Annotated in this window: 17 protein-coding genes, 2 tRNA genes and 1 other RNA gene; 12 read left to right on the top strand and 8 right to left on the bottom strand. The window is 65.6% G+C overall.

The genetic code is table 11. The features are described from left to right. The first annotated feature begins 23 nt into the window (after nucleotides 1-23). The 3 genes from V6X63_RS08735 to V6X63_RS08725 all read left to right on the top strand — a co-directional run bounded on the left by V6X63_RS08735 (nucleotide 24) and on the right by V6X63_RS08725 (nucleotide 662). A tRNA-Ala gene (locus V6X63_RS08735) sits at nucleotides 24-99 on the top strand. Nucleotides 100-179: 80 nt separating this feature from the next. Then, nucleotides 180-256, top strand: a tRNA-Glu gene (locus tag V6X63_RS08730). Nucleotides 257-344: 88 nt separating this feature from the next. After that, nucleotides 345-662: a hypothetical protein gene (locus tag V6X63_RS08725; RefSeq protein ID WP_367966251.1), complete on the top strand. Its 318-nt coding sequence runs from the start codon at nucleotides 345-347 to the stop codon at nucleotides 660-662. Between the two features lie 30 nt (nucleotides 663-692). Here V6X63_RS08725 and V6X63_RS08720 read toward each other — a convergent pair whose 3' ends face one another. After that, nucleotides 693-2051, bottom strand: a complete 1359-nt coding sequence (locus tag V6X63_RS08720; protein ID WP_367978657.1) for a TrpB-like pyridoxal phosphate-dependent enzyme — start codon at nucleotides 2049-2051, stop codon at nucleotides 693-695. 82 nt (nucleotides 2052-2133) lie between these two features. Next, nucleotides 2134-3492, bottom strand: coding sequence for an 8-oxoguanine deaminase (locus V6X63_RS08715; RefSeq protein WP_367978656.1), 1359 nt, complete (start codon nucleotides 3490-3492; stop codon nucleotides 2134-2136). Nucleotides 3493-3618: 126 nt separating this feature from the next. Between V6X63_RS08715 and lon the strand changes: the two genes are divergently transcribed. Continuing rightward, a complete protein-coding gene (gene lon / locus V6X63_RS08710) occupies nucleotides 3619-6027 on the top strand; it encodes an endopeptidase La (protein ID WP_367978655.1) in 2409 nt (802 codons plus the stop codon). Between the two features lie 93 nt (nucleotides 6028-6120). On the opposite strand, the gene mdoH is transcribed toward lon, so the two are convergent. Beyond that, on the bottom strand, nucleotides 6121-7947 hold the full coding sequence (mdoH, locus tag V6X63_RS08705; protein WP_367978654.1) for a glucans biosynthesis glucosyltransferase MdoH: 1827 nt from the start codon (nucleotides 7945-7947) through the stop codon (nucleotides 6121-6123). A 108-nt stretch (nucleotides 7948-8055) separates the two neighbouring features. Here mdoH and V6X63_RS08700 point away from each other — a divergent pair, with 108 nt between their 5' ends. Both V6X63_RS08700 and V6X63_RS08695 read left to right on the top strand, forming a co-directional pair. Next, nucleotides 8056-9690: a hypothetical protein gene (locus V6X63_RS08700; protein WP_367978653.1), complete on the top strand. Its 1635-nt coding sequence runs from the start codon at nucleotides 8056-8058 to the stop codon at nucleotides 9688-9690. 17 nt (nucleotides 9691-9707) lie between these two features. Further along, nucleotides 9708-10886, top strand: coding sequence for an FAD-dependent monooxygenase (locus V6X63_RS08695; RefSeq protein WP_367978652.1), 1179 nt, complete (start codon nucleotides 9708-9710; stop codon nucleotides 10884-10886). 23 nt (nucleotides 10887-10909) lie between these two features. Here V6X63_RS08695 and chrA read toward each other — a convergent pair whose 3' ends face one another. Beyond that, nucleotides 10910-12085 carry a chromate efflux transporter gene (gene chrA, locus V6X63_RS08690; protein WP_367978651.1) on the bottom strand — a complete coding sequence of 392 codons (1176 nt, stop codon included), beginning with the start codon at nucleotides 12083-12085 and terminating at the stop codon, nucleotides 10910-10912. 59 nt (nucleotides 12086-12144) lie between these two features. Here chrA and ffs point away from each other — a divergent pair. The 6 genes from ffs to V6X63_RS08660 all read left to right on the top strand — a co-directional run bounded on the left by ffs (nucleotide 12145) and on the right by V6X63_RS08660 (nucleotide 17197). After that, nucleotides 12145-12241: signal recognition particle sRNA small type (gene ffs, locus V6X63_RS08685), an RNA gene on the top strand. Between the two features lie 48 nt (nucleotides 12242-12289). Then, nucleotides 12290-13915: a DNA polymerase III subunit gamma/tau gene (gene dnaX / locus V6X63_RS08680; protein WP_367978650.1), complete on the top strand. Its 1626-nt coding sequence runs from the start codon at nucleotides 12290-12292 to the stop codon at nucleotides 13913-13915. A gap of 6 nt (nucleotides 13916-13921) precedes the next feature. Next, a complete protein-coding gene (locus V6X63_RS08675; protein ID WP_367967818.1) occupies nucleotides 13922-14245 on the top strand; it encodes a YbaB/EbfC family nucleoid-associated protein in 324 nt (107 codons plus the stop codon). Between the two features lie 12 nt (nucleotides 14246-14257). Further along, nucleotides 14258-14857 carry a recombination mediator RecR gene (gene recR, locus V6X63_RS08670; RefSeq protein WP_367966260.1) on the top strand — a complete coding sequence of 200 codons (600 nt, stop codon included), beginning with the start codon at nucleotides 14258-14260 and terminating at the stop codon, nucleotides 14855-14857. 216 nt (nucleotides 14858-15073) lie between these two features. Then, nucleotides 15074-15493, top strand: a complete 420-nt coding sequence (locus V6X63_RS08665; protein WP_367966261.1) for a universal stress protein — start codon at nucleotides 15074-15076, stop codon at nucleotides 15491-15493. Between the two features lie 36 nt (nucleotides 15494-15529). Then, the gene (locus V6X63_RS08660) at nucleotides 15530-17197 is read left to right on the top strand and encodes a BCCT family transporter (protein WP_367978649.1); all 1668 of its coding nucleotides are present in this window, start codon (nucleotides 15530-15532) and stop codon (nucleotides 17195-17197) included. Here the strand turns inward: V6X63_RS08660 and V6X63_RS08655 are convergent. The 4 genes from V6X63_RS08655 to V6X63_RS08640 form a co-directional block, all read right to left on the bottom strand. Beyond that, the gene (locus V6X63_RS08655) at nucleotides 17194-17910 is read right to left on the bottom strand and encodes a 3'-5' exonuclease (protein ID WP_367978648.1); all 717 of its coding nucleotides are present in this window, start codon (nucleotides 17908-17910) and stop codon (nucleotides 17194-17196) included. The genes V6X63_RS08660 and V6X63_RS08655 overlap by 4 nt on opposite strands. Next, nucleotides 17910-19832 (bottom strand): DUF294 nucleotidyltransferase-like domain-containing protein, encoded by a 1923-nt coding sequence (locus V6X63_RS08650; RefSeq protein WP_367966264.1) that lies wholly within the window; start codon nucleotides 19830-19832, stop codon nucleotides 17910-17912. The genes V6X63_RS08655 and V6X63_RS08650 overlap by 1 nt, the downstream gene beginning before the upstream one ends. A gap of 15 nt (nucleotides 19833-19847) precedes the next feature. Beyond that, nucleotides 19848-20834 carry an HTH-type transcriptional regulator CysB gene (cysB, locus tag V6X63_RS08645; RefSeq protein WP_367978647.1) on the bottom strand — a complete coding sequence of 329 codons (987 nt, stop codon included), beginning with the start codon at nucleotides 20832-20834 and terminating at the stop codon, nucleotides 19848-19850. Nucleotides 20835-21003: 169 nt separating this feature from the next. Then, nucleotides 21004-21687, bottom strand: a complete 684-nt coding sequence (locus tag V6X63_RS08640; RefSeq protein WP_367978646.1) for a Bax inhibitor-1/YccA family protein — start codon at nucleotides 21685-21687, stop codon at nucleotides 21004-21006. Between the last annotated feature and the right edge of the window lie 152 nt (nucleotides 21688-21839).

Genomic DNA, 21839 nt, shown 5'->3' with positions numbered 1-21839 from the left:
TAGACTGCGGATTCTTTGGAAACGGGGCCATAGCTCAGCTGGGAGAGCGCCTGCATGGCATGCAGGAGGTCGGCGGTTCGATCCCGCCTGGCTCCACCAATCTTCCCCTTGATCCGATGCAGCGTCACCTTGACGGAACCCTGCGTTCTGCCTATTATCCGCTGCGTCGTTTGGACAGCGTCCCCATCGTCTAGCCGGCCTAGGACACCACCCTTTCAAGGTGGCGACACGGGTTCGAATCCCGTTGGGGACGCCATTTCTTCCCTGACCCCTTCGAAATCCTGATTCACACTCCTGTAATACGGCCGGTCAATACTCCGGGAAAGACAGACAGGAGAGTCGAGATGGGTGCACAGGCAAGTCGACTGACGGAGACGCTGCGGGGCGCCGAGTTCCACCGGATTATCAGTGATGAGCGCCGGCTCAGGGCGCTGACCTGTCTGTATGAGGCCGGCGAGCTGGAGTCCGAAACCCTGGCCGGTGCGCTAAGCCAGGAGCCGGCGCAGGTTCGCCAGACCCTGGCCGAGTTGACCGCCTGCGGTGTGCTGTCGGAACGTCGCGAACGGTTTCAGGTGCATTATCGTCTGGCCGACGGGCTGCCAGCCTGGGTGGGCATCGCGCTGGGCGCGGCCCGAGACTGGGGAGTCGCCGCACCCCGCTGAACGGCGCAGCGACCCCCGCTCCGGGACCGGTTATACGCCCGGCAGCCCCGACAGCGCCATGGACTGCTCCGCGGCGCTCGCCTGCTCTTCCTTGAGGTTCCCCGCCAGGTAGTCCGTATAGGCCTGCATGTCGAAATGGCCGTGGCCACAGAGGTTGAACAGCAGGGCCTTCGACTCGCCGGACTCCCGGCAGGCAACGGCTTCGTCGATCGTCGCCTTGACCGCATGATTGGCTTCCGGTGCCGGGATGATCCCCTCCGCGCGTGCAAACTCCAGGCCCGCGGCGAAGCACTCGAGCTGCCCATAGGCGCGCGGGTGGATGTAGCCAAGTTCGGTCAGGTGACTGATCTGTGGGGCCATACCGTGATAGCGCAGCCCGCCCGCATGGAAGCCCGGCGGCATGAAGCCCGAGCCAAGCGTGTGCATCTTCGTCAGTGGGGTGAGATGACCGGTGTCGCCCCAGTCATAGGCGAACCTGCCTTTGGTCAGGGTGGGGCAGGAGGCTGGCTCGACGGCAATGAATTCAGTGGCCGGCCCGCCCCGAAGACGCTCACCAAGGAAGGGAAAGGCGATGCCGGCGAAGTTGGAGCCGCCACCGGTGCAGCCGATGACCTTGTCGGGATAGTCGTCGACCATCTCCAGTTGGCGCATGGTCTCCAGGCCGGCCACGGTCTGATGCAGTAGCACATGATTGAGCACGCTACCCAGCGCGTACTTCGTGTCCTCCCGCTGTGCCGCGAGCTCCACGGCCTCGCTGATGGCGATACCCAGGCTGCCGGTGGCGTCGGGATGATCGGCCAGGACCGCGCGCCCGGCCTCGGTGGTGTTGCTGGGGCTGGCGATGCAGGTGGCACCGAAGCTCTCCATGAAGGCCCGGCGGTAGGGTTTCTGGTTGAAACTGACCTTGACCATGAAGACCTCAATGGCGAGGTCGAACATGGCGCCGGCGAGGGCCAGCGATGAGCCCCACTGACCGGCACCGGTCTCCGTGGTGATGCGCTTCACGCCTTCGGCCTTGTTGTAGAAGGCCTGGGGGATGGCTGTGTTCGGCTTGTGGCTGCCGGCAGGACTGACCCCCTCGTACTTGTAGTAGATCCGTGCCGGGGTCCCGAGGGCCTTCTCCAGGCGTCGGGCCCGATAGAGCGGTGACGGGCGCCACTGGCGGTAGGCGTCGCGAACCGGCTCAGGGATCTGGATCTCCCGCTCGGTGCTCATCTCCTGCTCGATCACCGCCATGGGGAAAAGCGGTGCCAGGTCGTCCGGGCCTACCGGCTCGAAAGTGCCTGGATGCAGCACCGGAGCCATGGGCTCGGGCAGGTCGGCGTTGATGTTGTACCAGTGCCGCGGTATTTCGCTCTCGGGCAGAACGGTCTTTACGCGCTCGCTCATCGTGGTCGTGCCTCTCATGGGGGATCGGGCTGGAGCGCAACCATATCATCGACGCCCCGATGTGTGCTTCATCGACGCGGACTCAGGCGTCATTGACCAGCGCCCGGGACAGCGCATTATGGCGGGCCACTAGTGCCTCTAGGTCATGGTCCAGAAGTTCACCGTCCCGCACCCGCTGGATGCCGTTCACCATGACCAGATCGGCCCTTGCCGGCGGGCACAGGGCGAGCGCCGCCAGGGGGTCGTGAACCGCGCCGCCGGCCATCTCAAGGGCATTGAGCCGAAAGCCGGCGATATCGGCCGCCATGCCGGGCGCCAGCCGGCCGATGTCCGAGCGGCCCAGCACCCCGGCGCCGCCGGTTGTCGCCAGTGCCAGTGCCTGTCCGGCGCTCATCGCGGCGGCACCCTGATCGACGCGCTGCAACAGCATCGCCTGCCGGGTCTCGGCAAGCAGATTGCCGCCGTCGTTGGATGCCGCGCCATCAACCCCGATGCCCACCGGCACGCCGTGGGCCAGCATCGAGCGAATCGGGGCAATGCCATTGCCAAGGCGCATGTTCGAGCATGGGCAATGCGCGACGCCGGCGCCACTCATCCCGAGCCGGACGATTTCCGGCGCCGAGAGCGTGATCATGTGGGCGAACCAGGCATCGTCGGCGAGCCAGCCCAGCGATTCTATGTGTCCCAGCGGTGTCTGCCCCAGATTCTCCAGGCACCAGGCGTGTTCGTCGCGGCCCTCGGCGAGATGGGTATGCAGACGGACACCGGACTGCCGGGCAAGGGCGGCGGTGTCGCGCATGAAGGCCTCGCTGACCGAGTAGGGCGAGCACGGTGCAAGGACCACCTGCAGCAGGCTCCCGGGGGTCGGGTCGTGATACTGCTGGATCACCCGCTCACTGTCGGCGAGGACCTCCGACTCGTTCTCGGCGACGGCGTCCGGCGTGAGCCCACCACTGGACGCGCCGATGGTGACCGAGCCGCGGGAGACGTGGAACCGGAGGCCCATCGCCCGCATTGCCTCGATCTGATCCTCCACCGAGCAGCCATTCGGCCAGAGGTAGTTGTGATCCATGGTGGTGGTGCACCCACTGAGCAGCAGTTCCGCGGCGCGGACTTGTGTTGCGCTCCGGAGTGCCTCTGGGGTGGCGCGCGACCAGATGGGATTGTGGATCCGCAGCCATTCGCCGAGTCCGGCGTCCTGCGCGCCGGGCAGTGCCCGTGTCAGGCACTCCAGGCAGTGGTCATGGGTGTTGATCAGGCCGGGGATGAGCACGAGGCCACGGGCGTCGATCGGCGTCAGGCCATCGGTTTCCACCTCGTCCGCCGGCCCGATCTCCGCGATGAAGCCATCGCGGATGATCAGGCTGCCGTGCTGCAGCGGTGGAGTATCGGCGCCCGGATTGATGATCCAGCTGGCGTTGACGATGGCGCAGTCATTCATGGCTCGACATCCTCCCGGTATGCCCACGCAGCATGGCACATCGACAAGGGTCTCTTGAATCCGCTGCATGATGCCTCCATCTCGGAGTGAAACGCGTCGGGATATCCCGAATGCATGGAGGAATGAATGACGAACGACGAGACAACGATCGAGCAAGAGCCGGCGGTCGAGCCCTCCCGCAGCCTGGTCATCCCCAGACTCCCGGATGATGCGCTGATCCTGCTGCCGGTCCGCAACATGGTGCTGTTCCCCAATATGCTGGTCCCGGTCGGGGTCGGCCGTGCGAAATCGATCCTGGCGGCCCGCCAGGCGGTGCAGCACGAACAGCCGATGGGCGTGCTGCTCCAGCGGGACGCCGCGGTGGAGGATCCCGGTGCGGAAGACCTGCATACGGTCGGCGCGGTCGCCAACGTGATGCGTTTCGTGAATGGCCGTGAGGGCCATCACCACCTCGTGCTCCAGGGGGTTGAGCGTTTCCGGGTCACCGAATTCCTGGAGGGTTACCCTTTCCTGGTCGGGCGTGTGGAGCGAATCGCCGAGTACCAGCCCGAGGGGCCGGAAATCGATGCACGGATGCTGGCGCTGCGGGATAAGGCACTGGAGGCGCTGGAGCTGCTTCCCCAGGCGCCGCAGGAACTGGCTGGCGCCCTCACCAGCATTAAGGAGCCGGGCGTCCTTGCCGATTCCGTGGCCGGTTATCTCGATCTGGGCAGCGAGGAGCGCCAGGAACTGCTGGAGACCTTCGACATCGAGACCCGGCTGGAGCGGGTGCTGTCGCTGGTGGACTACCGCGTGGAGGTCCTCAAGCTGTCGCAGAAGATCAGCGAGCGCACCCATGAGACAATGTCCGAGCGCCAGCGTGAGGCGCTGCTCCGCGAGCAGTTGCGCTCGATCCAGGAGGAGCTGGGCGAGAGCGACGAGAAAGGCGAGGAGATCCGCGAACTGGAGCAGCGCATCGACGACGCGCAGATGCCCGAGGAGGTGGACAAGCAGGCCCGCAAGGAGCTGCGGCGTCTCGAGCGGATGCCCGAGGGCGCCGGCGAGTATTCCATGCTGCGCACCTACCTTGACTGGCTGCTCGAGCTGCCCTGGTCGCTGGAGCGGGATGAGGATATCGACATCGATCGGGCGCGGGAGATACTGGATGCGGACCACTACGGGCTGGAGCCGGTCAAGCGCCGCATCCTGGAGCATCTCGCGGTCCGCAAACTCAATCCCGAGGGGCGCAGCCCGATTCTCTGCTTCGTGGGTCCACCGGGTGTCGGCAAGACCTCACTGGGCCAGAGCATTGCCCGGGCAACCGGGCGTGACTTCATGCGGGCGAGCCTCGGTGGCGTCCACGACGAGGCCGAGATCCGCGGCCATCGCCGGACCTATCTTGGTGCGCTGCCCGGCAAGATCATCCAGAGCATCCACAAGGCGGGTTCGCGCAACCCGGTGCTGATGCTCGATGAGATGGACAAGCTCGGCGGCGGCATTCAGGGCGACCCATCGGCGGCGCTGCTGGAGGTCCTCGACCCGGCGCAGAACGGGACATTCCAGGATAACTACCTGGGTGTGCCGTTCGACCTGACGGGGGTCTTCTTCATCGCCACCGCCAACGTGCCCGACCAGATCCCCGGGCCGCTGCGCGACCGCATGGAGATGATCGAGATCCCGGGTTACACCCAGGAGGAGAAGGTCGAGATCGCCCGCCGCTACCTGCTGGACCGTCAGCGCGCGGGTGCGGGGTTGACCGCCGAGCAACTCGAGGTCACCGACGCGGCCATGCACCGGATCGTCGCCGAGTACACCCGCGAGGCCGGGTGCCGTCAGCTCGAGCGCGAGCTGGGTGCCGTCGCCCGTCATTTTGCCGTGCGCATCGCAGACGGCAGCCTTGAGCGGGCTCGCGTCGATGCCGGGGATATCGCGGATATCCTCGGTGCGCCCCGGTTCGAGGGCGAGGTGGCGATGCGCACCAGCGTGCCTGGGGTGGCCACCGGCCTGGCCTGGACGCCGGTGGGTGGCGATATCCTCTTCATCGAGGCCAATCGCTCCCAGGGCAGTGGACGGCTGGTGCTCACCGGTCAGCTTGGCGATGTGATGAAGGAAAGCGCACAGACGGCCCTCAGCCTGATCAAGGCCCGAGCGGATCAGCTCGATCTCGATATCAGCTCACTGCAGTCGGATGATGTGCATGTCCATGTCCCCGCCGGCGCCATCCCCAAGGATGGCCCGAGTGCCGGTGTGGCGATGTACAGCGCGCTCGTGTCGCTGCTGACCGGCCGCTGCATTCGCGAGGATGTCGCGATGACCGGCGAGATTACGCTGCGCGGACTGGTGCTGCCGGTAGGCGGCATCAAGGAGAAGGTGCTGGCGGCCCGCCGGGCTGGGATTCACACGGTGCTGCTGCCGGCTCGCAACCGCAAGGATTACGAGGATATCCCCGAATCGGCGCGCGAGGACATGACCTTCCACTGGATCGAGCATGTGGAGGAGGCCACGGAGATCGCACTGCGAGCCGCTGAGACCGATACCGCGGCAGCGGCGGGCTAGATCGGCTGATCCGTGGGCAGGGGGGCCGGGCGGATTGCTTGGCCGGTCGGGTTCTCCAGCCAGATCAGGAGGGTGTAGGTCAGGTCTCCGGAATCAGACACCGTCGGGTCGCCAGGAAAGTGGCTGGAGCGGCATCGGGCGGAAGTGTTCCGCCGGTGTCTGCGCTTCGCGCCATGGGCTGGTCCGTGGTGAGGCGGTGACCGCATGCCGGTTCATCGGCACATGCCCCTGCGCCTCGGCTGGTGTAGCCGGCAGCCAGCCCGGCGCGGTGAGGCTTGTCAGTTGCAGGAAGAGTGGAAAGAGCAACGGGCCAACCAGTGCCGGCAGGAGCCAGGGCAGCAGCGCGGGTGCAGCCGTCGCGACCAGTAAGGCCACGGCAGCGGTGGCCAGCGCAATCGGCCAGCCCAGTCGCCACGCCTGACCCGCATCGATCTGGCGCCGGCCGCGCACCCCGGTGTCCCACCCGGCCGGTCGTCCAGTCAGCAGCCTCACGATGAATCCGGTGTAGAGCACCATCATCAGCGGTGAGCGCAGGATGCCGAAGCCAAGCTCCAGCAGGCCGCCGCGCAGCAGGGCCACTCGACGCCCGGCGCCCTCCGGGCTTGCCGCGGTCACTAGAATGCCCAGCAGACGCGGGCCGAACAGGACCATGAGACTGAGCCCGAGCAGTGGGATCAGGAGTTGCGCCGGCGAGCTCGCGGCAGCCACCCAGCGGCCGGCATCCGGCGAGAGGACGGCGTCGAGCACGCCGGCGGCAATCATCAGCAGCCAGAGCGGCGCGTTGACGTAGGCCAGTCCACCAAGCAGGAAATTCAGCCTTGTGACCGGTCGCCAGCCCCGCCCCCGCAAGAGGCGCAGATGCTGGAGATTTCCCTGGCACCAGCGACGTTCACGCTTGAGGTCATCCACGAAATTCCCTGGCATGCCCTCAAAACTGCCGCCGATCTCCGGCAGCACATAGACGCCGCGGCCATGACGCCGCATCAGCCCCGCCTCGACATAGTCATGGCTCATGATGTCGCCGCCCAGTGGCGGCTTGCCGGGGAGCTTCGACAGTCCGCAGCAGGCCTGGAAATCGGCAACGCGGACAATCGCGTTATGCCCCCAGTAATTGGTGCTGTTGCCCTGCCAGAAGGCCAGTCCGTTGGCGATGTGGCGGGCATGCAGACTGGCCGCCAGCTGCTGGAACCGGCCCAGGATCGTGCGCTGGCCGACCGGTAGTGGAACGGTCTGCAGTATGCCGGCCTGCGGATTGGCCTGCATGCGTCGCACGAGTGTGAGGATGGTCTCGCCGGTCATTCGGCTGTCGGCGTCGAGTACGATCATATACTCATAATGGGCTCCCCAGCGCTCGCAGAAATCGCGGATGTTGCCGGGTTTGCGACCGGTGTTGTCCGGGCGGGCCCGGTAGAAGAGGCGCAGACCGTTGCCAAAGCGGGCGCGCAGTCGCGCTACTGCATCGCGTTCCCGGGCCCGCTGGTCGGGATCGCTGCTGTCGCTGAGCAGAAAGCAGTCGAAGTACCCGCTCTCGCCGGTCTCCTGGAGAGAGCGCCAGGTGGCGGTCAGACAGTGCACCACACCGGGCATGTCTTCGTTGTAGGCGGGCATGACCAGCGCCGTACGGGCCAGTGGCGGCGCATCGGCGGCATCCGGCCCGTGCCGGCTCAGCGTAACCGGGTGTCTGCCGGCGAGGCGCAGTAGAATGCCCGTCATCATGGTCCAGAAAGCCACGCAGGATGTGGTGAAGGTGATGGCGAACAGCATGAGAACCGCCCACTCAAGCGGCTGCATGCCCCCGGGGGCGAGTAGCCGCCAGAAAGCATGGAGACCCGCGGCCGCCGTCGCCCATACCAGCATCATCAGCACCAGTCGGCGCACTGTCAGTCCCGGCTGCATGAGATGCCAGCTTGAGTGGGTCATAGGCGGTCTCTATGGCTTTCGGAGCGCATTCCCTGAAGTGCGTCGACAGTGGCCGGCGGGTGAAGTTGCATATGGACGAGGGCGCAGGCACCTGATGGGGAACGATTGATGAGACAGGCTGCCGTGGCGCTGCTGATCGTACTGGCGATCAACCTATTGCTGGTGGCCCCGGAATGGTGGATGCCCTACACGGCGTTCCCGTACCCGTGGCTGGCTGCCGAGACGCTGGTCATTGTCGGCCTGCTCATGATGCTGCCCGCCGGTTGGGCCCGCTGGATCGCTCCGCCGCTGGCGGCGTTGCTGCTGATCTCGGTCGCTCTGGCACTCTCCGACCTGGGGACGGGCCTCGCACTGGGGCGGCCCATGAATCTGCTCATCGACCTGCCCCTCGCCGCCTCGGTTGAGCATCTGCTGCGTGGCGCCATCGGCGGGCTGCTGGCCTGGCTGACACTGGGCGCGGGCGCCCTGGTCATCACTGCCCTCATGTTCGGACTGAGCCGTGGCCTGCAGCATCTGGCATTGCCGGGGCGCCGTCTGCCGCTGAGTCTGCTCGGGGTGGCATTGGTCGGCGTGGGCCTTCTGCTGAATCATTATCGAGATGCCTGGCCGATTGGCCTGGCCGTGGATTCGCCGGCGGTGATTCGCTTCGCCGATCAGGCCGAGCGCATGCAGCGGACGGCCCGCGAGCGTGAGGCCTTTGCCGGTGCCCTCGCCGTTTCCGGGGAGCCCGTCGATCGGTCCATGGCCCGTCTCGAGGGCCGCGACGTCATCCTGGCTTTTATTGAGTCCTACGGGGTGACCATGCTGCATGATGCGCGTTACCGCGATACCGGCCGGGCGGCCCTCGAGGATCTCTCCGCTTCCCTGGAGGGCGCGGGCCTGAGTGCGGTGACCACAACCCTGCGTTCCCCGGTCCAGGGCGGGCAGTCCTGGCTCGCCCATGGCAGCGTGCTGAGTGGTCGGTGGATCAGCAATCAGATCCGCTATGACCTTTTCCTCGATGCCTCGGGTCCGTCGCTGATCCGCGATTTCGACGCGGCGGGATACGAGACGGCGGCGCTGATGCCGGCTATCACCGATCCGTGGCCGGCCGGACGGCAGTGGGGCTATGACCAGATCCATGACCACGGCCGCATCGACTACGCCGGGCCGCCTCTCAACTGGGTCACGATGCCCGATCAGTACACATGGCACTATTTCCAGACCGCCATACGTGAGCCCGCCCGCGCCCCGCTGTTCGCCGAACTGGCGCTCATCAGCAGTCATGCCCCGTGGACGCCGATCCTACCCATCGTCGACTGGAACGCCGTCACGGACGGATCGGTCTTCCACCGCTGGGCGGATGCCGGACCCTCGCCGGGCAACGTCTGGAGCGACGGCGAGCGCGTGAGGCGACACTACGCCCGCGCCGTGGACTATGCACTGCGCACGGCGGGCGAGTGGGCCGCGAGGGATCTCGGCGATGGCGTGCTCATCCTGCTGGGTGACCACCAGCCGGCGCCGCTGATTACCGGCGACGATGCATCGCGGGAGGTGCCGGTGCATATCATCGCGCGGGATGAATCGCTGCTGGCGGAGTTCCGTCGGCTGGGGTTCCGATCCGGCGTCATGCCTCAGGGGCGGGGCATCGGGACCCTGGCGGATCTACGCGGTTACCTGCTCGCCGTTTTTGATGATGGACAAGAAAACCCCGTTCCGGACCCTGCGTCGGTGAAGGCCACTGTGGCACCATCACGGCATTGACGGAAGGAGTCCCCGGGATGGAAGGCAATCGCGTGCTCGTGGTCGGTGGTGGAATGGTCGGTGCGGCGCTGGCCGTTGATCTCGGCCGCCGGGGGATTCCGGTGCGTGTGCTGGAGTCCCGCCCACCCGCACGGCCCGCCGGCGAGGAACCGCCACGGCTTCGGGTTTCTGCACTCAACCGCCGGTCCATCGAATATCTGGAGGCCATCGGCGCCTGGCCCGCACTGGATGGCGAGCGCCTCGCAGACTTTGATGAGGTCATGACCTGGGATATCGCCGGAGGCGGGCGCCTGCATTTCACGGCGGATGAACTGGGGCTGGACCGGCTGGGTCTGTTCATTGAGAACGACCATCTGCAGGCGTCACTGCTCGAGACGGCCGCGTCGCTGTCAGCGGTCCAGCTTGATGCCCCGGCGGGTGCGCTGGATATCCAGCCGGGCGCCAATGGCCCGCGTCTGACGCTTGAGGGCGAGGGGGAGCTGGAGCCGGCGTTGACCGTCGCTGCGGACGGGGCGGCCTCGCGGCTGCGGGATACCGCCGGCATAGCCGTATGGGAGGGCGATTACGGGCAGCATGCCGTGGTGGCCACCGTCCGCCCGCGACCCCTGGCAGGTCGGCAGACCTGGCAGCGATTCACGCCCGAGGGCCCGCAGGCACTGTTACCCCTCGCCAATGGCAATGCCTCGCTGGTCTGGTATGTCCGCCCGGCCCGGGCGCGTGAGCTCCTCGCCATGACCGAGGCGGACTTCGTGCAGGCAGTGGAGGCGGCCTTCCCGATCGAGCTTGGACTTATTGACACCCTGTATGCCCGTGGCAGTTTTCCCATCCGCCGGATGCATGCGCGTCGCTATTGGCAGGGCAACGTGGTGCTTGTGGGCGACTCGGCGCATGTCATCCATCCCCTGGCCGGCCAGGGCGTGAACCTCGGTCTGCGCGATGCCCGCACGCTGGCCGTGCAGATTGCCGAGGCGCATCGTCGGGCGTTGCCCCTGGCGCATCCGCCGCTGCTGGCCGCCTACGAGCGCTCGCGGCGACCGGATAACCAGCTCATGCAATCCACAATGAGCGCCTTTCACGTCGGGTTCACGGCACCGTTCGGGCCTCTCGCGCCGATCCGGGGCTGGGGCATGCAGCTGGCCGACCATGGCGGCTGGGTCAAACGGCGCGTCCTCCGATACGCCCTCGAGGGGCGCTAGCCGCGATGGGACGGTCTTGTGCCTCAGCCCACCGCGGGCAGACGCGTGATCAGCTCGCCGACGAGCGCGCATGCCGCGACCACGGCCCAGGCCGGTAATCGGAGCAGGGCCAGGGCGGCGAGGGCGAGCAGGGCGATGAGGCCGTCCATCGGGCCGCCGATTCCCTTGATCAGGATGGGGTCCCAGAGAACCGCTGCAATCAGCCCCACAACGGCGGCGTTGATGCCAAGCAGTGCCTGACGGACCCGCTGGAAGCGGCCGAGTGCGCTCCAGAATGGCAGGAGTCCGACCACCAGCAGCATGCCCGGCAGGAAGATCATCACGATCGCCAGCAGACCGGCCCATAGAGCGTGACCGGGCATGATCTGGGCGCCCAGATAGCCACCGAATGTGAAGATGGGGCCCGGGATGGCCTGGGCGGCCCCATAGCCGGCGAGGAAGCGGTCTCCATCAATGACTCCGGGTGCCACCAGTCCGGTCTCAAGCAGCGGCAGGACGACATGGCCGCCACCGAATACCAGTGCGCCGCTGCGGTATAGTACACCCCAGAGGGCCGGCATGCCGGGGAGCGGGAGCATGAGCACCAGAAGCCCGGCGGTGAACACGCCGAGGGCGATCAGTCCCTGTCGGCGGCTGATGCCGACATGCAGGGTGCCGGGGGTCTGCTTCGGTGCGTCGAGGAATGCGATGGCCGTCAGCCCGCCCAGGGCGATCATCGCCACCTGGCCGCCCATGCCCGGTAACAGGCCAGCGCCCAGCGTGGCCGCCACGGCGATGCCGATGCGCGGCGGATCGGGGCAGAGCTGGCGCGCCATTCCGTAGAGGGCGTTGGCGACGACCGCCACGGCGGCAAGTTTGAGGCCCTGCAGCCATCCGGCATCCGCGAATCCATCCAGGGTGGTGACGCCCATGCCGATCGCGATCATGATCAGCGCGGATGGCAGTGTGAATGCCACCCATGCCGCGATACCGCCGACCAGGCCGCCGCGATGGATGCCAATGGCAAACCCGGTCTGACTGCTCGACGGTCCGGGGAGCATCTGACAAAGGGCGACTGACTGCGCATAGGCGTCGTCGGTCAGCCATCGCCGCTCCTCCACGAACCAGCGCCGGAAATAGCCGAGGTGCGCCACGGGCCCGCCGAAGGCGATCAGGCCCAAACGCAGGAATGTCCAGAAAATCTCTCCGATCCGGGGCATGAACCCTCCCGACTGGCTCGCTCACGACAGGGTGAACTGTTAATATTTCATTGCGGTGGCGCTGGTCCCCCCGCGACGATAAACCGCAAATCCCGTCAGGCCCGGAAGGGAGCAGCGGTAGCGGTGGACTCGGGCGCCGGGGTGTGGCTGGCGCCCCGCCTTTTCCCCTCCTTCACCGGCGGATGCCAGTGATATACTCCCGCGATGAGCTATCAGGTGCTTGCCCGCAAATGGCGTCCCCGTCACTTTGACGAAATGGTCGGTCAGGGGCACGTGCTGCGTGCGCTGGCCAATGGCCTGGCGAACGGCCGGCTGCACCACGCCTACCTGTTCACGGGGACCCGCGGCGTCGGCAAGACCACGGTGGCGCGTATCCTCGCCAAGTGCCTGAACTGTGAAGCGGATGGTGTCACGGACCATCCCTGCGGGGAATGCGCGGCCTGCACCGAGATCGATGCCGGCCGCTTCGTTGACCTGATCGAGGTCGATGCCGCCTCACGGACCAAGGTGGAGGATACCCGCGAACTACTGGACAACGTGCAATACGCCCCGACCCGGGGACGTTTCAAGATCTATCTCATCGACGAGGTCCACATGCTCTCGGCGCACAGCTTCAACGCGCTGCTGAAGACGCTCGAGGAGCCGCCGGAGCACGTCAAGTTCCTGCTCGCCACCACCGATCCCCAGCGTCTGCCGGTGACCGTGCTGTCTCGTTGTCTGCAATTCAACCTCAAGCCGCTGCTGCCGAAGATGATCGGCGAGCAGCTCGAGCGGATCGCCGAAGCCGAGGGCATCGAGGCGGATACCGCGGCGGTTGCCCGGCTATCCCGGGCGGCGGATGGCAGCATGCGCGATGCCCTCAGCCTCACGGATCAGGCGCTGGCGTTCGGCAGTGGCAGACTCATGGATGCCGAGGTCCGTGACATGCTGGGCAGCATAGAGCAGGACTTCATTGTCGAGCTGCTGGAGCGTCTGGCCGCCTCGGATGGCCCGGGTCTGCTCGAAACCGTGTCCCGCATGGCGGAGGGCGCACCGGATTTCGGGGAGGCACTCGCGGAAATGCTGGCCATGCTGCACCAGCTCAGCCTCGCCCAGACAGTCCCGGCGGTCTTCGACAGCGACGGCCCCGCTGCCGAGCGGCTGGCGGCAATTGCCGAGCGAATGGATCCGGCCTGGGTGCAGCTGCTCTACCAGATTGTCCTGCAGGGACGGCGTGACCTGCCATTGGCCCCCGACCCGCGCGCTGGTTTCGAGATGGTCGTTCTGCGCATGCTGGCGTTCGAGCCCGAACCCGCGGATGCCGGTGGTGGATCGAGGCGGCCGTCGCCCTCACCGGCACCATCGCCGCCGGGGACATCGCCATCCGCCGCGCCCACCGCGACGCCGGCGGGGGATGCCACCGCGGCCGCGGCGGGTTCCGGGACCGGTCGCGCGCGGACGGCGCCGGCCGCCGACACAGACTGGCACCGACTGGCCGCCGAACTCTCCCTGTCGGGCATGGCGCAGGCGCTGGCCGACCACTGCGACTGGGTCGGTCGGGAGGGTGGCCGCGTCACCCTGCAGATCGACGAGGGGCACCGACACCTCGTCAATGACAACGTGACGGCCCGTCTCGCCGAGGCCCTGTCCGCGCATTTCGGGGAGCCCGTCAGCGTGCACATCGAAATGGGCGAAGTCGACGCCGAGACGCCAGCCGCGGCGGCCGAGCGTCGTGAGGCCGAGAGACAGGCCGAGGCCAGAGCCGCCATCGAGTCGGATCCGAATATTGCGGCACTCAGGGCAACCTTTGATGCCGAAGTCATCAGCGAATCCATTCGTCCACGCGACTAGGAGCAGATCATGAAAGGTGGACTCGGCAACATGATGAAACAGGCCCAGCGCATGCAGGAGGAAATGCAGAAGGCGCAGGCTGAGCTCGCGGAGATGGAAGTGACCGGCCAGGCCGGCGGCGGCATGGTCAGTGTGGTCATGACCGGACGTCATGAGGTCCGCCGCGTGACCATCGACGAGGGGGTCTACGATGACCGCGAAATGGTTGAAGACCTCGTGGCCGCGGCGTGTAACGACGCCGTCCAGAAGCTTGAGCAGGTCACCCAGGAGCGGATGGGAAGCCTGACTGAGGGGCTCAATCTGCCGCCCGGCATGAAGATGCCCTTCTAGGCGCCAGGGTCCATGGCATATTCTCCCTCAGTCCAGTCGCTCATGGAGGCGCTGCGCTGCCTCCCGGGCGTAGGTCCGAAGTCGGCTCAGCGGATGACCTTCGCGCTGCTGCAGCATGACCGGGACGGGGCGCGGCGTCTCGCGCGCGCCCTGGAATCAGCGGCGGAGACGGTGGGTGAGTGCCGGCGATGTCGCAATCTCACGGAGGAGGAGCTCTGTCCGCTGTGTGCCAGCGACCGCCGCGATGCGGCGGTGCTCTGCGTGGTCGAGAATCCTTCCGATGTGCAGGCCCTCGAGGATGCCACGGACTACTCCGGTCAGTACTTCGTTCTCAAGGGACGGCTCTCGCCACTCGATGGCGTCGGCCCGGGCGAGCTCGGGCTCGAGGTGCTCCAGGCCCGGTTCGCCGATGGCGAGGTTCGGGAAATCATTCTGGCGGTCAGCCCGACGGTGGAAGGTGAGGCAACGGCCCAGTACATCGCCGGCATGGCGGCTGACGCCGATATCCAGGTCTCGCGGATTGCCCATGGTGTGCCGCTGGGCGGCGATCTGGACTACGTCGACGCTGGCACCCTCTCCCATGCCTTTGCCGGACGGGCCCGTTACGGCTGAGATTCAGCCTGATTTCTCCTCCCTTCAGCCGTTGCCCGGTTGACCGGCCAGAGACCGATACCTCAGGGTAGTAAAGGGAACAACGACGATAACTCGGTGAATCCGGCGCTGTCACAGGCCCTAACCGGCGCACCTCGCCCTTTCCATGCAGCAGGTACAGGACCGCGGTGCCCCACCGCTGGATCACCTTCATCCGTCATGCAAGGAGCAAAGGGCATGTTCAAGAAAATCCTGGTCCCGGTGGACCTGGCGCATCTTGAGGCGATCGAGCGCTCGCTCGCGGCCAGCGCTGACCTCGCGCGGCATTACGGCGCCGAAGTCCACTATCTGGGTGTCACCACATCAACGCCGGGCACCGTGGCCCGAACCCCCGAAGAGTACGCGCAGAAACTCGAAGCATTCGCGCAGGAGCAGGCGAAGGTTCATGGCCAGCCGGCCCATTCCCGGTGTATCAATTCACCCGATCCCGTTGCCGATCTCGACCGGACCATCCTGAGATCCATCGACGATGTCGGCGCCGACCTGGTTGTCATGGCCACGCATCTGCCCAAGCACCTGGATGCCGTCATACCCGCGCATGGCGACCGTATCGCCTCGCATACCGATATTTCCGTATTCCTGGTGCGCCCCGCCTGAGCGGGCGCCTCGAATCGTAGTAAGGGAGCAGTCCTCGTGACTAACGACCATACCAACGACGATACCCAAGACAGCAACGAGTCGGTTGGCGTGCCAGCGCCGGAAGGACCGGCCAATCTCATCGATACGGATTACGTGATCGGCCAGGACAATATTGCGGCCACCAAATTCGGCGTCGATGTTGACCTGCATGGCAAGGTCTTCACCTTCTCGGCGCTGGTGATCCTCGCCTTCGTCATCATCACGCTGGCCCTGCAGGACCAGGTGGGGCCGCTGTTCGAGGGCCTTCGTGCCTGGCTCACCAGTAATATCTCCTGGTTCTTCCTCGCCGGCGCCAATGTCTTTGTTCTGGTGTCCGTCGGACTGATTTTCACGCCGTTGGGCAAGGTCAGGCTCGGCGGCCAGCACGCCAAGCCGGATTTCAGCTACACCGGCTGGTTTGCCATGCTGTTCGCCGCCGGCATGGGCATCGGGCTCATGTACTTCGGGGTGTCCGAACCGCTGGCCCATTTCAACAGTGCGATCGGCGGGACCAGTGTCGAGAACGGCGTGCGGACGGACTGGGCCCCCCTTGGAGCGGCCGCCGGCAACGAGAGTGGCGCCATCTCCCTCGCCATGGCGGCGACGATCTTCCACTGGGGGCTCCATCCCTGGGCCATCTATGCCGTGGTGGCCCTGTCGCTGGCCCTCTTTTCATTCAACAAGGGTCTGCCATTGACCATGCGCTCGGTGTTCTATCCGATTCTCGGCGAGCGTGTCTGGGGCTGGCCGGGGCACATCATCGATATCCTGGCGGTGTTTGCCACGCTGTTCGGGCTGGCGACCTCGCTCGGTCTGGGCGCACAGCAGGCCACCGCGGGTCTGTCCTATCTATTCGGCATCCCGGGGGATGAGCTGACCATGGTCCTGCTGATCGTCGGCATCACCCTCGTCGCACTGGGCTCGGTCATGCTGGGGGTGGACAAGGGCGTGCAGCGCCTGTCGCAGCTGAATATGATCGTTGCGGCGCTGCTGTTGCTGTTCGTGATCATCTTCGGGCCGACGCTGTTCATCGCCACGGGGTTCTTCCAGTTCCTGGTCTCCTATGTCGCTGACCTCCCGGCTCTATCCAACCCCTTCGGCCGCGAGGACGCCAACTTCAGCCAGGGCTGGACGGCGTTCTACTGGGCCTGGTGGATCTCCTGGTCACCGTTCGTCGGCATGTTCATCGCCCGAGTCAGCCGCGGTCGCACGGTGCGTGAGTTCCTGATTGCGGTCCTGATCATCCCGACGCTGATCTCCGTGCTCTGGATGACGGCGCTGGGCGGCACGGCCATCGATCAGGTGGTCAATCTCGGTCTGGAGAACGTCGCAGGGGCCAGTGGCGACCTGCAGCTCTTTGAGATGCTCGGTAATCTCCCGCTGGGCCTCATCACCTCGATCATTGCCATCTTTCTGGTGATCGTTTTCTTCGTGACCTCGTCGGACTCCGGATCGCTCGTCATTGATGCCATCACCGCCGGCGGCAAGGTCAACGCACCCAAGCCGCAGCGGATGTTCTGGGCCATCATCGAGGGCGCCATCGCGATTGCACTGCTGCTCGGCGGTGGCCTTTCAGCCCTCCAGGCAATGGCGGTATCGGCCGGCTTCCCCTTCACCATCGTCCTTCTGATCGCCTGCTATGCGATCATTAAGGGACTGATGTCGGAGCCTCGTGGGGCCTAGACCCAGAGGTCGCCGATGGCTGTCGAGCTGCTGTAGTGGTGCTGTATCTGCGCCAGCAGCAGCTCGGCGGTCCCTGTTGCGTCGATGACGGCCTGATGGCCCTCGTAGGCGGGCAGGTTATACCGGGCCCGGCTGTCGTTCAGCCGGATGGAGGTCGGCGCCTTTCCCAGCAGACGCCGCAGGCCCATGCGCCAGCGCTGTCGATAACGTCTGGCCTCGATGGCCATGGTATCGATCACCGGAAAGCGGAATGTCTCCAGTCCGCGCTGGTGTGCCGCGCGTTCGAGAAAGCCGCGCTCAATCGGGTGGTAGTGCACCACGGGCAACCGCCCCGCGAGTGCATCCAGAAGGTCCGGCAGAATCTCGGCAAAATCCGGCGCCTGCTCGGTATCTGCATGGGTGATGTGGTGATAGGCCACGGATTCGCCGGAGAAGCCCCGTGGGGGGCGGAGGATCCAGTAACGCCGCCTGGCGATGCTGATCCCGTTCAGGTCAAAAGGCACCAGCCCGATACTGAGGATCGCGTGCCGCCTTGGATCCAGCCCGCTGGTCTCGAGGTCGAGTGCAACCAGCGGTGTCTGGCCAACCGGCTGGTGGGCATCGGCCGGAAAACGCTCATAGAATGCGCGCAGGACCGGTGTCTCCGTCCGTCGCGCCTGGTCCTGAAGCCATGCGGACCAGCCGCCGCCCACTGCCCCGTTCTTCGTCCCCATCAACCGGACCGGTCGCTTCTCACGCCACCGGCAGGCATCGGGTAGCGGAAGCGGAGGAACTTCTGGGCCTGACTCAGCGCCCTGAATGCCTCCTTTATATCGGCACGTTCCTTGGCGGGCACGTTCTCCGGCTCGATGTTATTGTCGGGTTCCCGTTCCTGCTCGATATCGATCGCCTGATGCCGCAGACGGGTCATGCTGAGGATCTCCAGTGCATAGCTCAGCCGGTCGGCGACGCCCGGCCCCAGCAGCTGGGTCTCCGCGATATCGTTGAGCCGCTCGAACGAATTCTGGGCGCGGGATCCGCAGGCCAGCGCATGGATTCGGATCAGATCGGTGAGCGGAGCCGTGCCGCGGCGTTTGACGTTGATCGAGTTGTTCTGGCGGCCGTCCTTTTCCATGACGAAGTCGCGGAAGAAACCAATGGGCGGCGTCCGGTTGAGGGCATTCCGGGACATGGCCGCCAGAAACGCCCTGCTTCGCCCGGCTTCCGAGGCGACCAGCGCCTGCAGCGCCTCGATGAAACGTTCCTCGCCGTGAACATTGTCCAGGTCGAAGAAGATGTTGCTGTGCAGAAGCCGTTCCGGATTGGGCTGCTCGATCCAGCTGCGGAAGTACCGCTTCCAGACCGCCAGTGGCTGTCGCCAGCGCGAGTTCGTCGCCATGATGCCGCCCTTGCAGTAGCTGTAGCCGCAGGCGTCCAGGCCATCACTCACCCGCTGGGCCAGGGTCTGGAAATAATCGTCATGGAGCTGGGGATCGTATCCATCATCAAGGACCAGGGCATTGTCCTGGTCGGTGACCAGCGTCTGTTCACTCCGCGCCATGGAACCCATGGCCATGAACGCGTAGGGCACCGGCGGTGGTCCCAGTTCGGCCTCGGCCAGTTCCAGCAGTCGGCGCACGAAGCTTCGACCGATGGATGACAGGGCCGTGCTGACCGTGCGTGAGTCCGCCCCATCGCGGATCATCCGCACGGCAGAGGTCCGCACATCCGGTAGCAGCGTGGCGAGCCCGGCCGGCGTGTCCTGGCTGAACAGGCTGTCGATGAGGTAGAGACTGCTCTGCGTCTCGTAGCGGACCACGTCCTCGAGCCGGATGAGCCCGATCGGCCGGCGCCGGTGCACTACCGCCAGATGATGCACGTTGTGCCGGAGCATGGTGAGCATGGCTTCCTGGACGGTCTCGTCTGATTGCACCGCCACCAGACGATCGCTGACGATGTCTCCCACCGGCGTATCGGCAGACCGACCCGTGGCTACGACCCGGGCGCGGAAGTCGGCATCGGTCAGGATGCCGCGGACCTGCCATAACGCGCCCTCAGCATCGGCATAGGTGTAGCGCGGGTCATCGCCGCTTGCCTCGACGACCAGCAGTGCCGCGGACGGCTCGTCGGCCAGGCGCAGTGCCGCCTCGCGAGCGGTCTCACCGGATTCGGCGATCAACGGGGCACGGGTGACGAGCTTGCGGACCCGCGTGGTCATCAGGTCGTTGCCGCGCCGCTGGGTTTCCACGGCCGCCTCGAGCCGCGGGCGACCCAGCTCGACGAAGTCGGCAAAGTCATCGTCCGCCTCGCAGAGGTGATCGAAGACCGCGACCGGCATGGCATAGATGAGCGTGTCTTCGATGGCCACGGCGGGATAGTGCACGCGGCGCCCACGTAGCAGGCCGTAGTGGCCGAAGATGCTCCCCTCGCCCAGCCGGTCGAAGAGGTCGCCGGTGCGGCGGTAGACCTCGACCGCTCCGCTGCGCACATAGTAAAGCGACTCGATGGACTGGTTGGCCGCCAGGATCTGGCTGCCCGCGCGGTAGTAGCTGATCTCTATGTTCTCTGCGACCTCGTCCAGCAGCGCGTCGGAGAGGGCATCGAAGGGCGGATAGGCGCTCAGGTGACGGCGGATTTCCAGCAGCTCCGGATCCATCGCATCAGTCTCTTTCTAGGCGTCCGTCGTGCCGAGCCTCGGCTCCAGTCTTCCCTCGAGTGCCTTTCGCTGCTCGGGGGTGCGGGCCCGGATCCCCTCTGCGACGACATCCTCCGTGAGGTGCGGCGCAAAGGTTTCAATGAAGGCCAGCATGTAGCGGCGCATATAGGCATTGCGCCGGAACCCGATGCGCGTGGTGCTCGCCTCGAAGAGGTGGCTCGCGTCCAGCGCCACCAGACCCTCGTCACGCCGGGCGTCGAAGGCCATGCTGGCCATGATGCCTACACCGAGGCCGAGTTGAACATAGGTCTTGATGACCTCCGAGTCGGTGGCAGTAAATACGACCTCAGGAGACAGGCCGCGCTCGGCAAATGCCTCATCAAGCCGCGACCGCCCCGTAAAGCCGAATACATAGGTGACGATCGGGTATTCCGCGATGGCGTCGAGTGTAAGCGGAGTGCGCTCGCAGAGCGGGTGCCCCTCGGGGACGATGATGCTGCGGTTCCAGCGATAGCAAGGAAGCATGACCAGGTCTTCGTAGAGCTCGAGTGCCTCGGTGGCGATGGCAAAGTCCACCTCGCCCGCGGTGGCCATCTCGGCGATCTGTACGGGAGTGCCCTGGTGAAAGTGCAGACTCACGCGCGGGTAGCGCCGACGGAAGTCCTGTACGGCGTCCGGAAGGGCATGGCGGGCCTGAGTGTGCGTGGTGGCGATCGCCAGGCTGCCGGCGCGGTCGTCGCCATATTCCTCGGCGATGGCGTTGATGTTGCGCGTTTCAGCCAGGATCCGTTCGGCGACGGCCATGACCTCTTCACCGGCGCGCGTGAGCCGGGTGAAATGTTTGCCGCTGCGCTCGAAGATCGGCACGCCGAGCTCATCCTCAAGCAGACGGATCTGTTTGCTGACCCCGGGCTGTGAAGTGTAGAGCGCATCGGCGGCGGCGGAGACATTGAGCCCGCGGCGCTTGACTTCAACGATATAGCGCAGCTGACTGAGCTTCATACTTTTATTCCAAAATGCAGTAGAAAGGCTGTTTTTTATAACGCTTCGCTGTCAGTGCTTCAACCGGTCGCGCGCCCCGTCAGAGTGGACCCCGTCGGCGCTAAAACAAAAGCCCTGACCTGCCGGAGAGGCAGGCCAGGGCTTTCGAGAGGCGTTGTCCGGCCGTGTCCTAGCGCTCGCCGGCAAAGGCGCTCAGCAGCTGGAGCAGGCTCAGGAACAGGTTGTAGATGGTCACGTACAGCGTGATGGTGGCCATGATGTAGTTGGTCTCTCCACCACGGATGATTTCGCTGGTCTGATAGAGGATCAGCGCACTCATCAGCACCACGAAGGCAGCACTGACCGCCAGCGACAATGCGGGAATCGAGAAGAGGATCGCGGCGATGGAGCCCGCAAAGGCCACCAGCACGCCGGCGAAAATGAATCCGCGCATGAAACTGAAATCACGCTGGCTGGTCAGCGCGTAGGCGGACAGGCCAAGGAAGATGGTGCCGGTCCCGCCCAGGGCCATCATCACCAGCTCCGCACCGTTGCTGAAGGCGCCGAGATAGAGACTGATGATCGGTCCCAGCGTATACCCCATGAAACCGGTGAGCGCGAAGACGCTGACCAGCCCCCAGACGCTGTTGCGCAGGGATGTAGTCAGAAAAAGGAGACCAAAATACCCGCCCAGCACCAGCAGCCAGTGCATGGGTGGCGCGCTGGTTGCCATGGCCACGCCGGCCATGGCGGCGCTGAACAGCAGCGTCATCGCCAGAAGCGCATAGGTATTGCGCAGCACCTTGTTGCTGGCGAGTACCGAACCACCCGTAGTGCTGCGGCCTGCCGTGACTGCGCGAAAATCCTGAGCCATCGTTGTCTACCTCCGTCGGTGTTCGGGCACAAGCCCCATCAACATGCCATTAGATGGGGGCGGTGTCACGTTGGTTCAATGGCATGACGTTTTCATGAAACATCGGCCTCCGGCTTGCAGCCTCCCGGGAAAAGCCTTACTGTCCGCGACCC

Origin of the sequence: Spiribacter onubensis (assembly GCF_040838425.1) — a bacterium.
Lineage (GTDB): Bacteria > Pseudomonadota > Gammaproteobacteria > Nitrococcales > Nitrococcaceae > Spiribacter > Spiribacter onubensis.
Note: the sequence above shows the minus strand (reverse complement) of the source record. Positions and strands in the feature narration are given on the sequence as shown.

Coding starts and splice junctions, on each gene's coding strand:
- V6X63_RS08725 (WP_367966251.1), top strand. CDS start 345: ATGGGTGCACAGGCAAGTCGACTGACGGAGACGCTGCGGGGCGCCGAG.
- V6X63_RS08720 (WP_367978657.1), bottom strand. CDS start 2,051: ATGAGCGAGCGCGTAAAGACCGTTCTGCCCGAGAGCGAAATACCGCGG.
- V6X63_RS08715 (WP_367978656.1), bottom strand. CDS start 3,492: ATGAATGACTGCGCCATCGTCAACGCCAGCTGGATCATCAATCCGGGC.
- lon (WP_367978655.1), top strand. CDS start 3,619: ATGACGAACGACGAGACAACGATCGAGCAAGAGCCGGCGGTCGAGCCC.
- mdoH (WP_367978654.1), bottom strand. CDS start 7,947: ATGACCCACTCAAGCTGGCATCTCATGCAGCCGGGACTGACAGTGCGC.
- V6X63_RS08700 (WP_367978653.1), top strand. CDS start 8,056: ATGAGACAGGCTGCCGTGGCGCTGCTGATCGTACTGGCGATCAACCTA.
- V6X63_RS08695 (WP_367978652.1), top strand. CDS start 9,708: ATGGAAGGCAATCGCGTGCTCGTGGTCGGTGGTGGAATGGTCGGTGCG.
- chrA (WP_367978651.1), bottom strand. CDS start 12,085: ATGCCCCGGATCGGAGAGATTTTCTGGACATTCCTGCGTTTGGGCCTG.
- dnaX (WP_367978650.1), top strand. CDS start 12,290: ATGAGCTATCAGGTGCTTGCCCGCAAATGGCGTCCCCGTCACTTTGAC.
- recR (WP_367966260.1), top strand. CDS start 14,258: ATGGCATATTCTCCCTCAGTCCAGTCGCTCATGGAGGCGCTGCGCTGC.
- V6X63_RS08665 (WP_367966261.1), top strand. CDS start 15,074: ATGTTCAAGAAAATCCTGGTCCCGGTGGACCTGGCGCATCTTGAGGCG.
- V6X63_RS08655 (WP_367978648.1), bottom strand. CDS start 17,910: ATGGGGACGAAGAACGGGGCAGTGGGCGGCGGCTGGTCCGCATGGCTT.
- V6X63_RS08650 (WP_367966264.1), bottom strand. CDS start 19,832: ATGGATCCGGAGCTGCTGGAAATCCGCCGTCACCTGAGCGCCTATCCG.
- cysB (WP_367978647.1), bottom strand. CDS start 20,834: ATGAAGCTCAGTCAGCTGCGCTATATCGTTGAAGTCAAGCGCCGCGGG.
- V6X63_RS08640 (WP_367978646.1), bottom strand. CDS start 21,687: ATGGCTCAGGATTTTCGCGCAGTCACGGCAGGCCGCAGCACTACGGGT.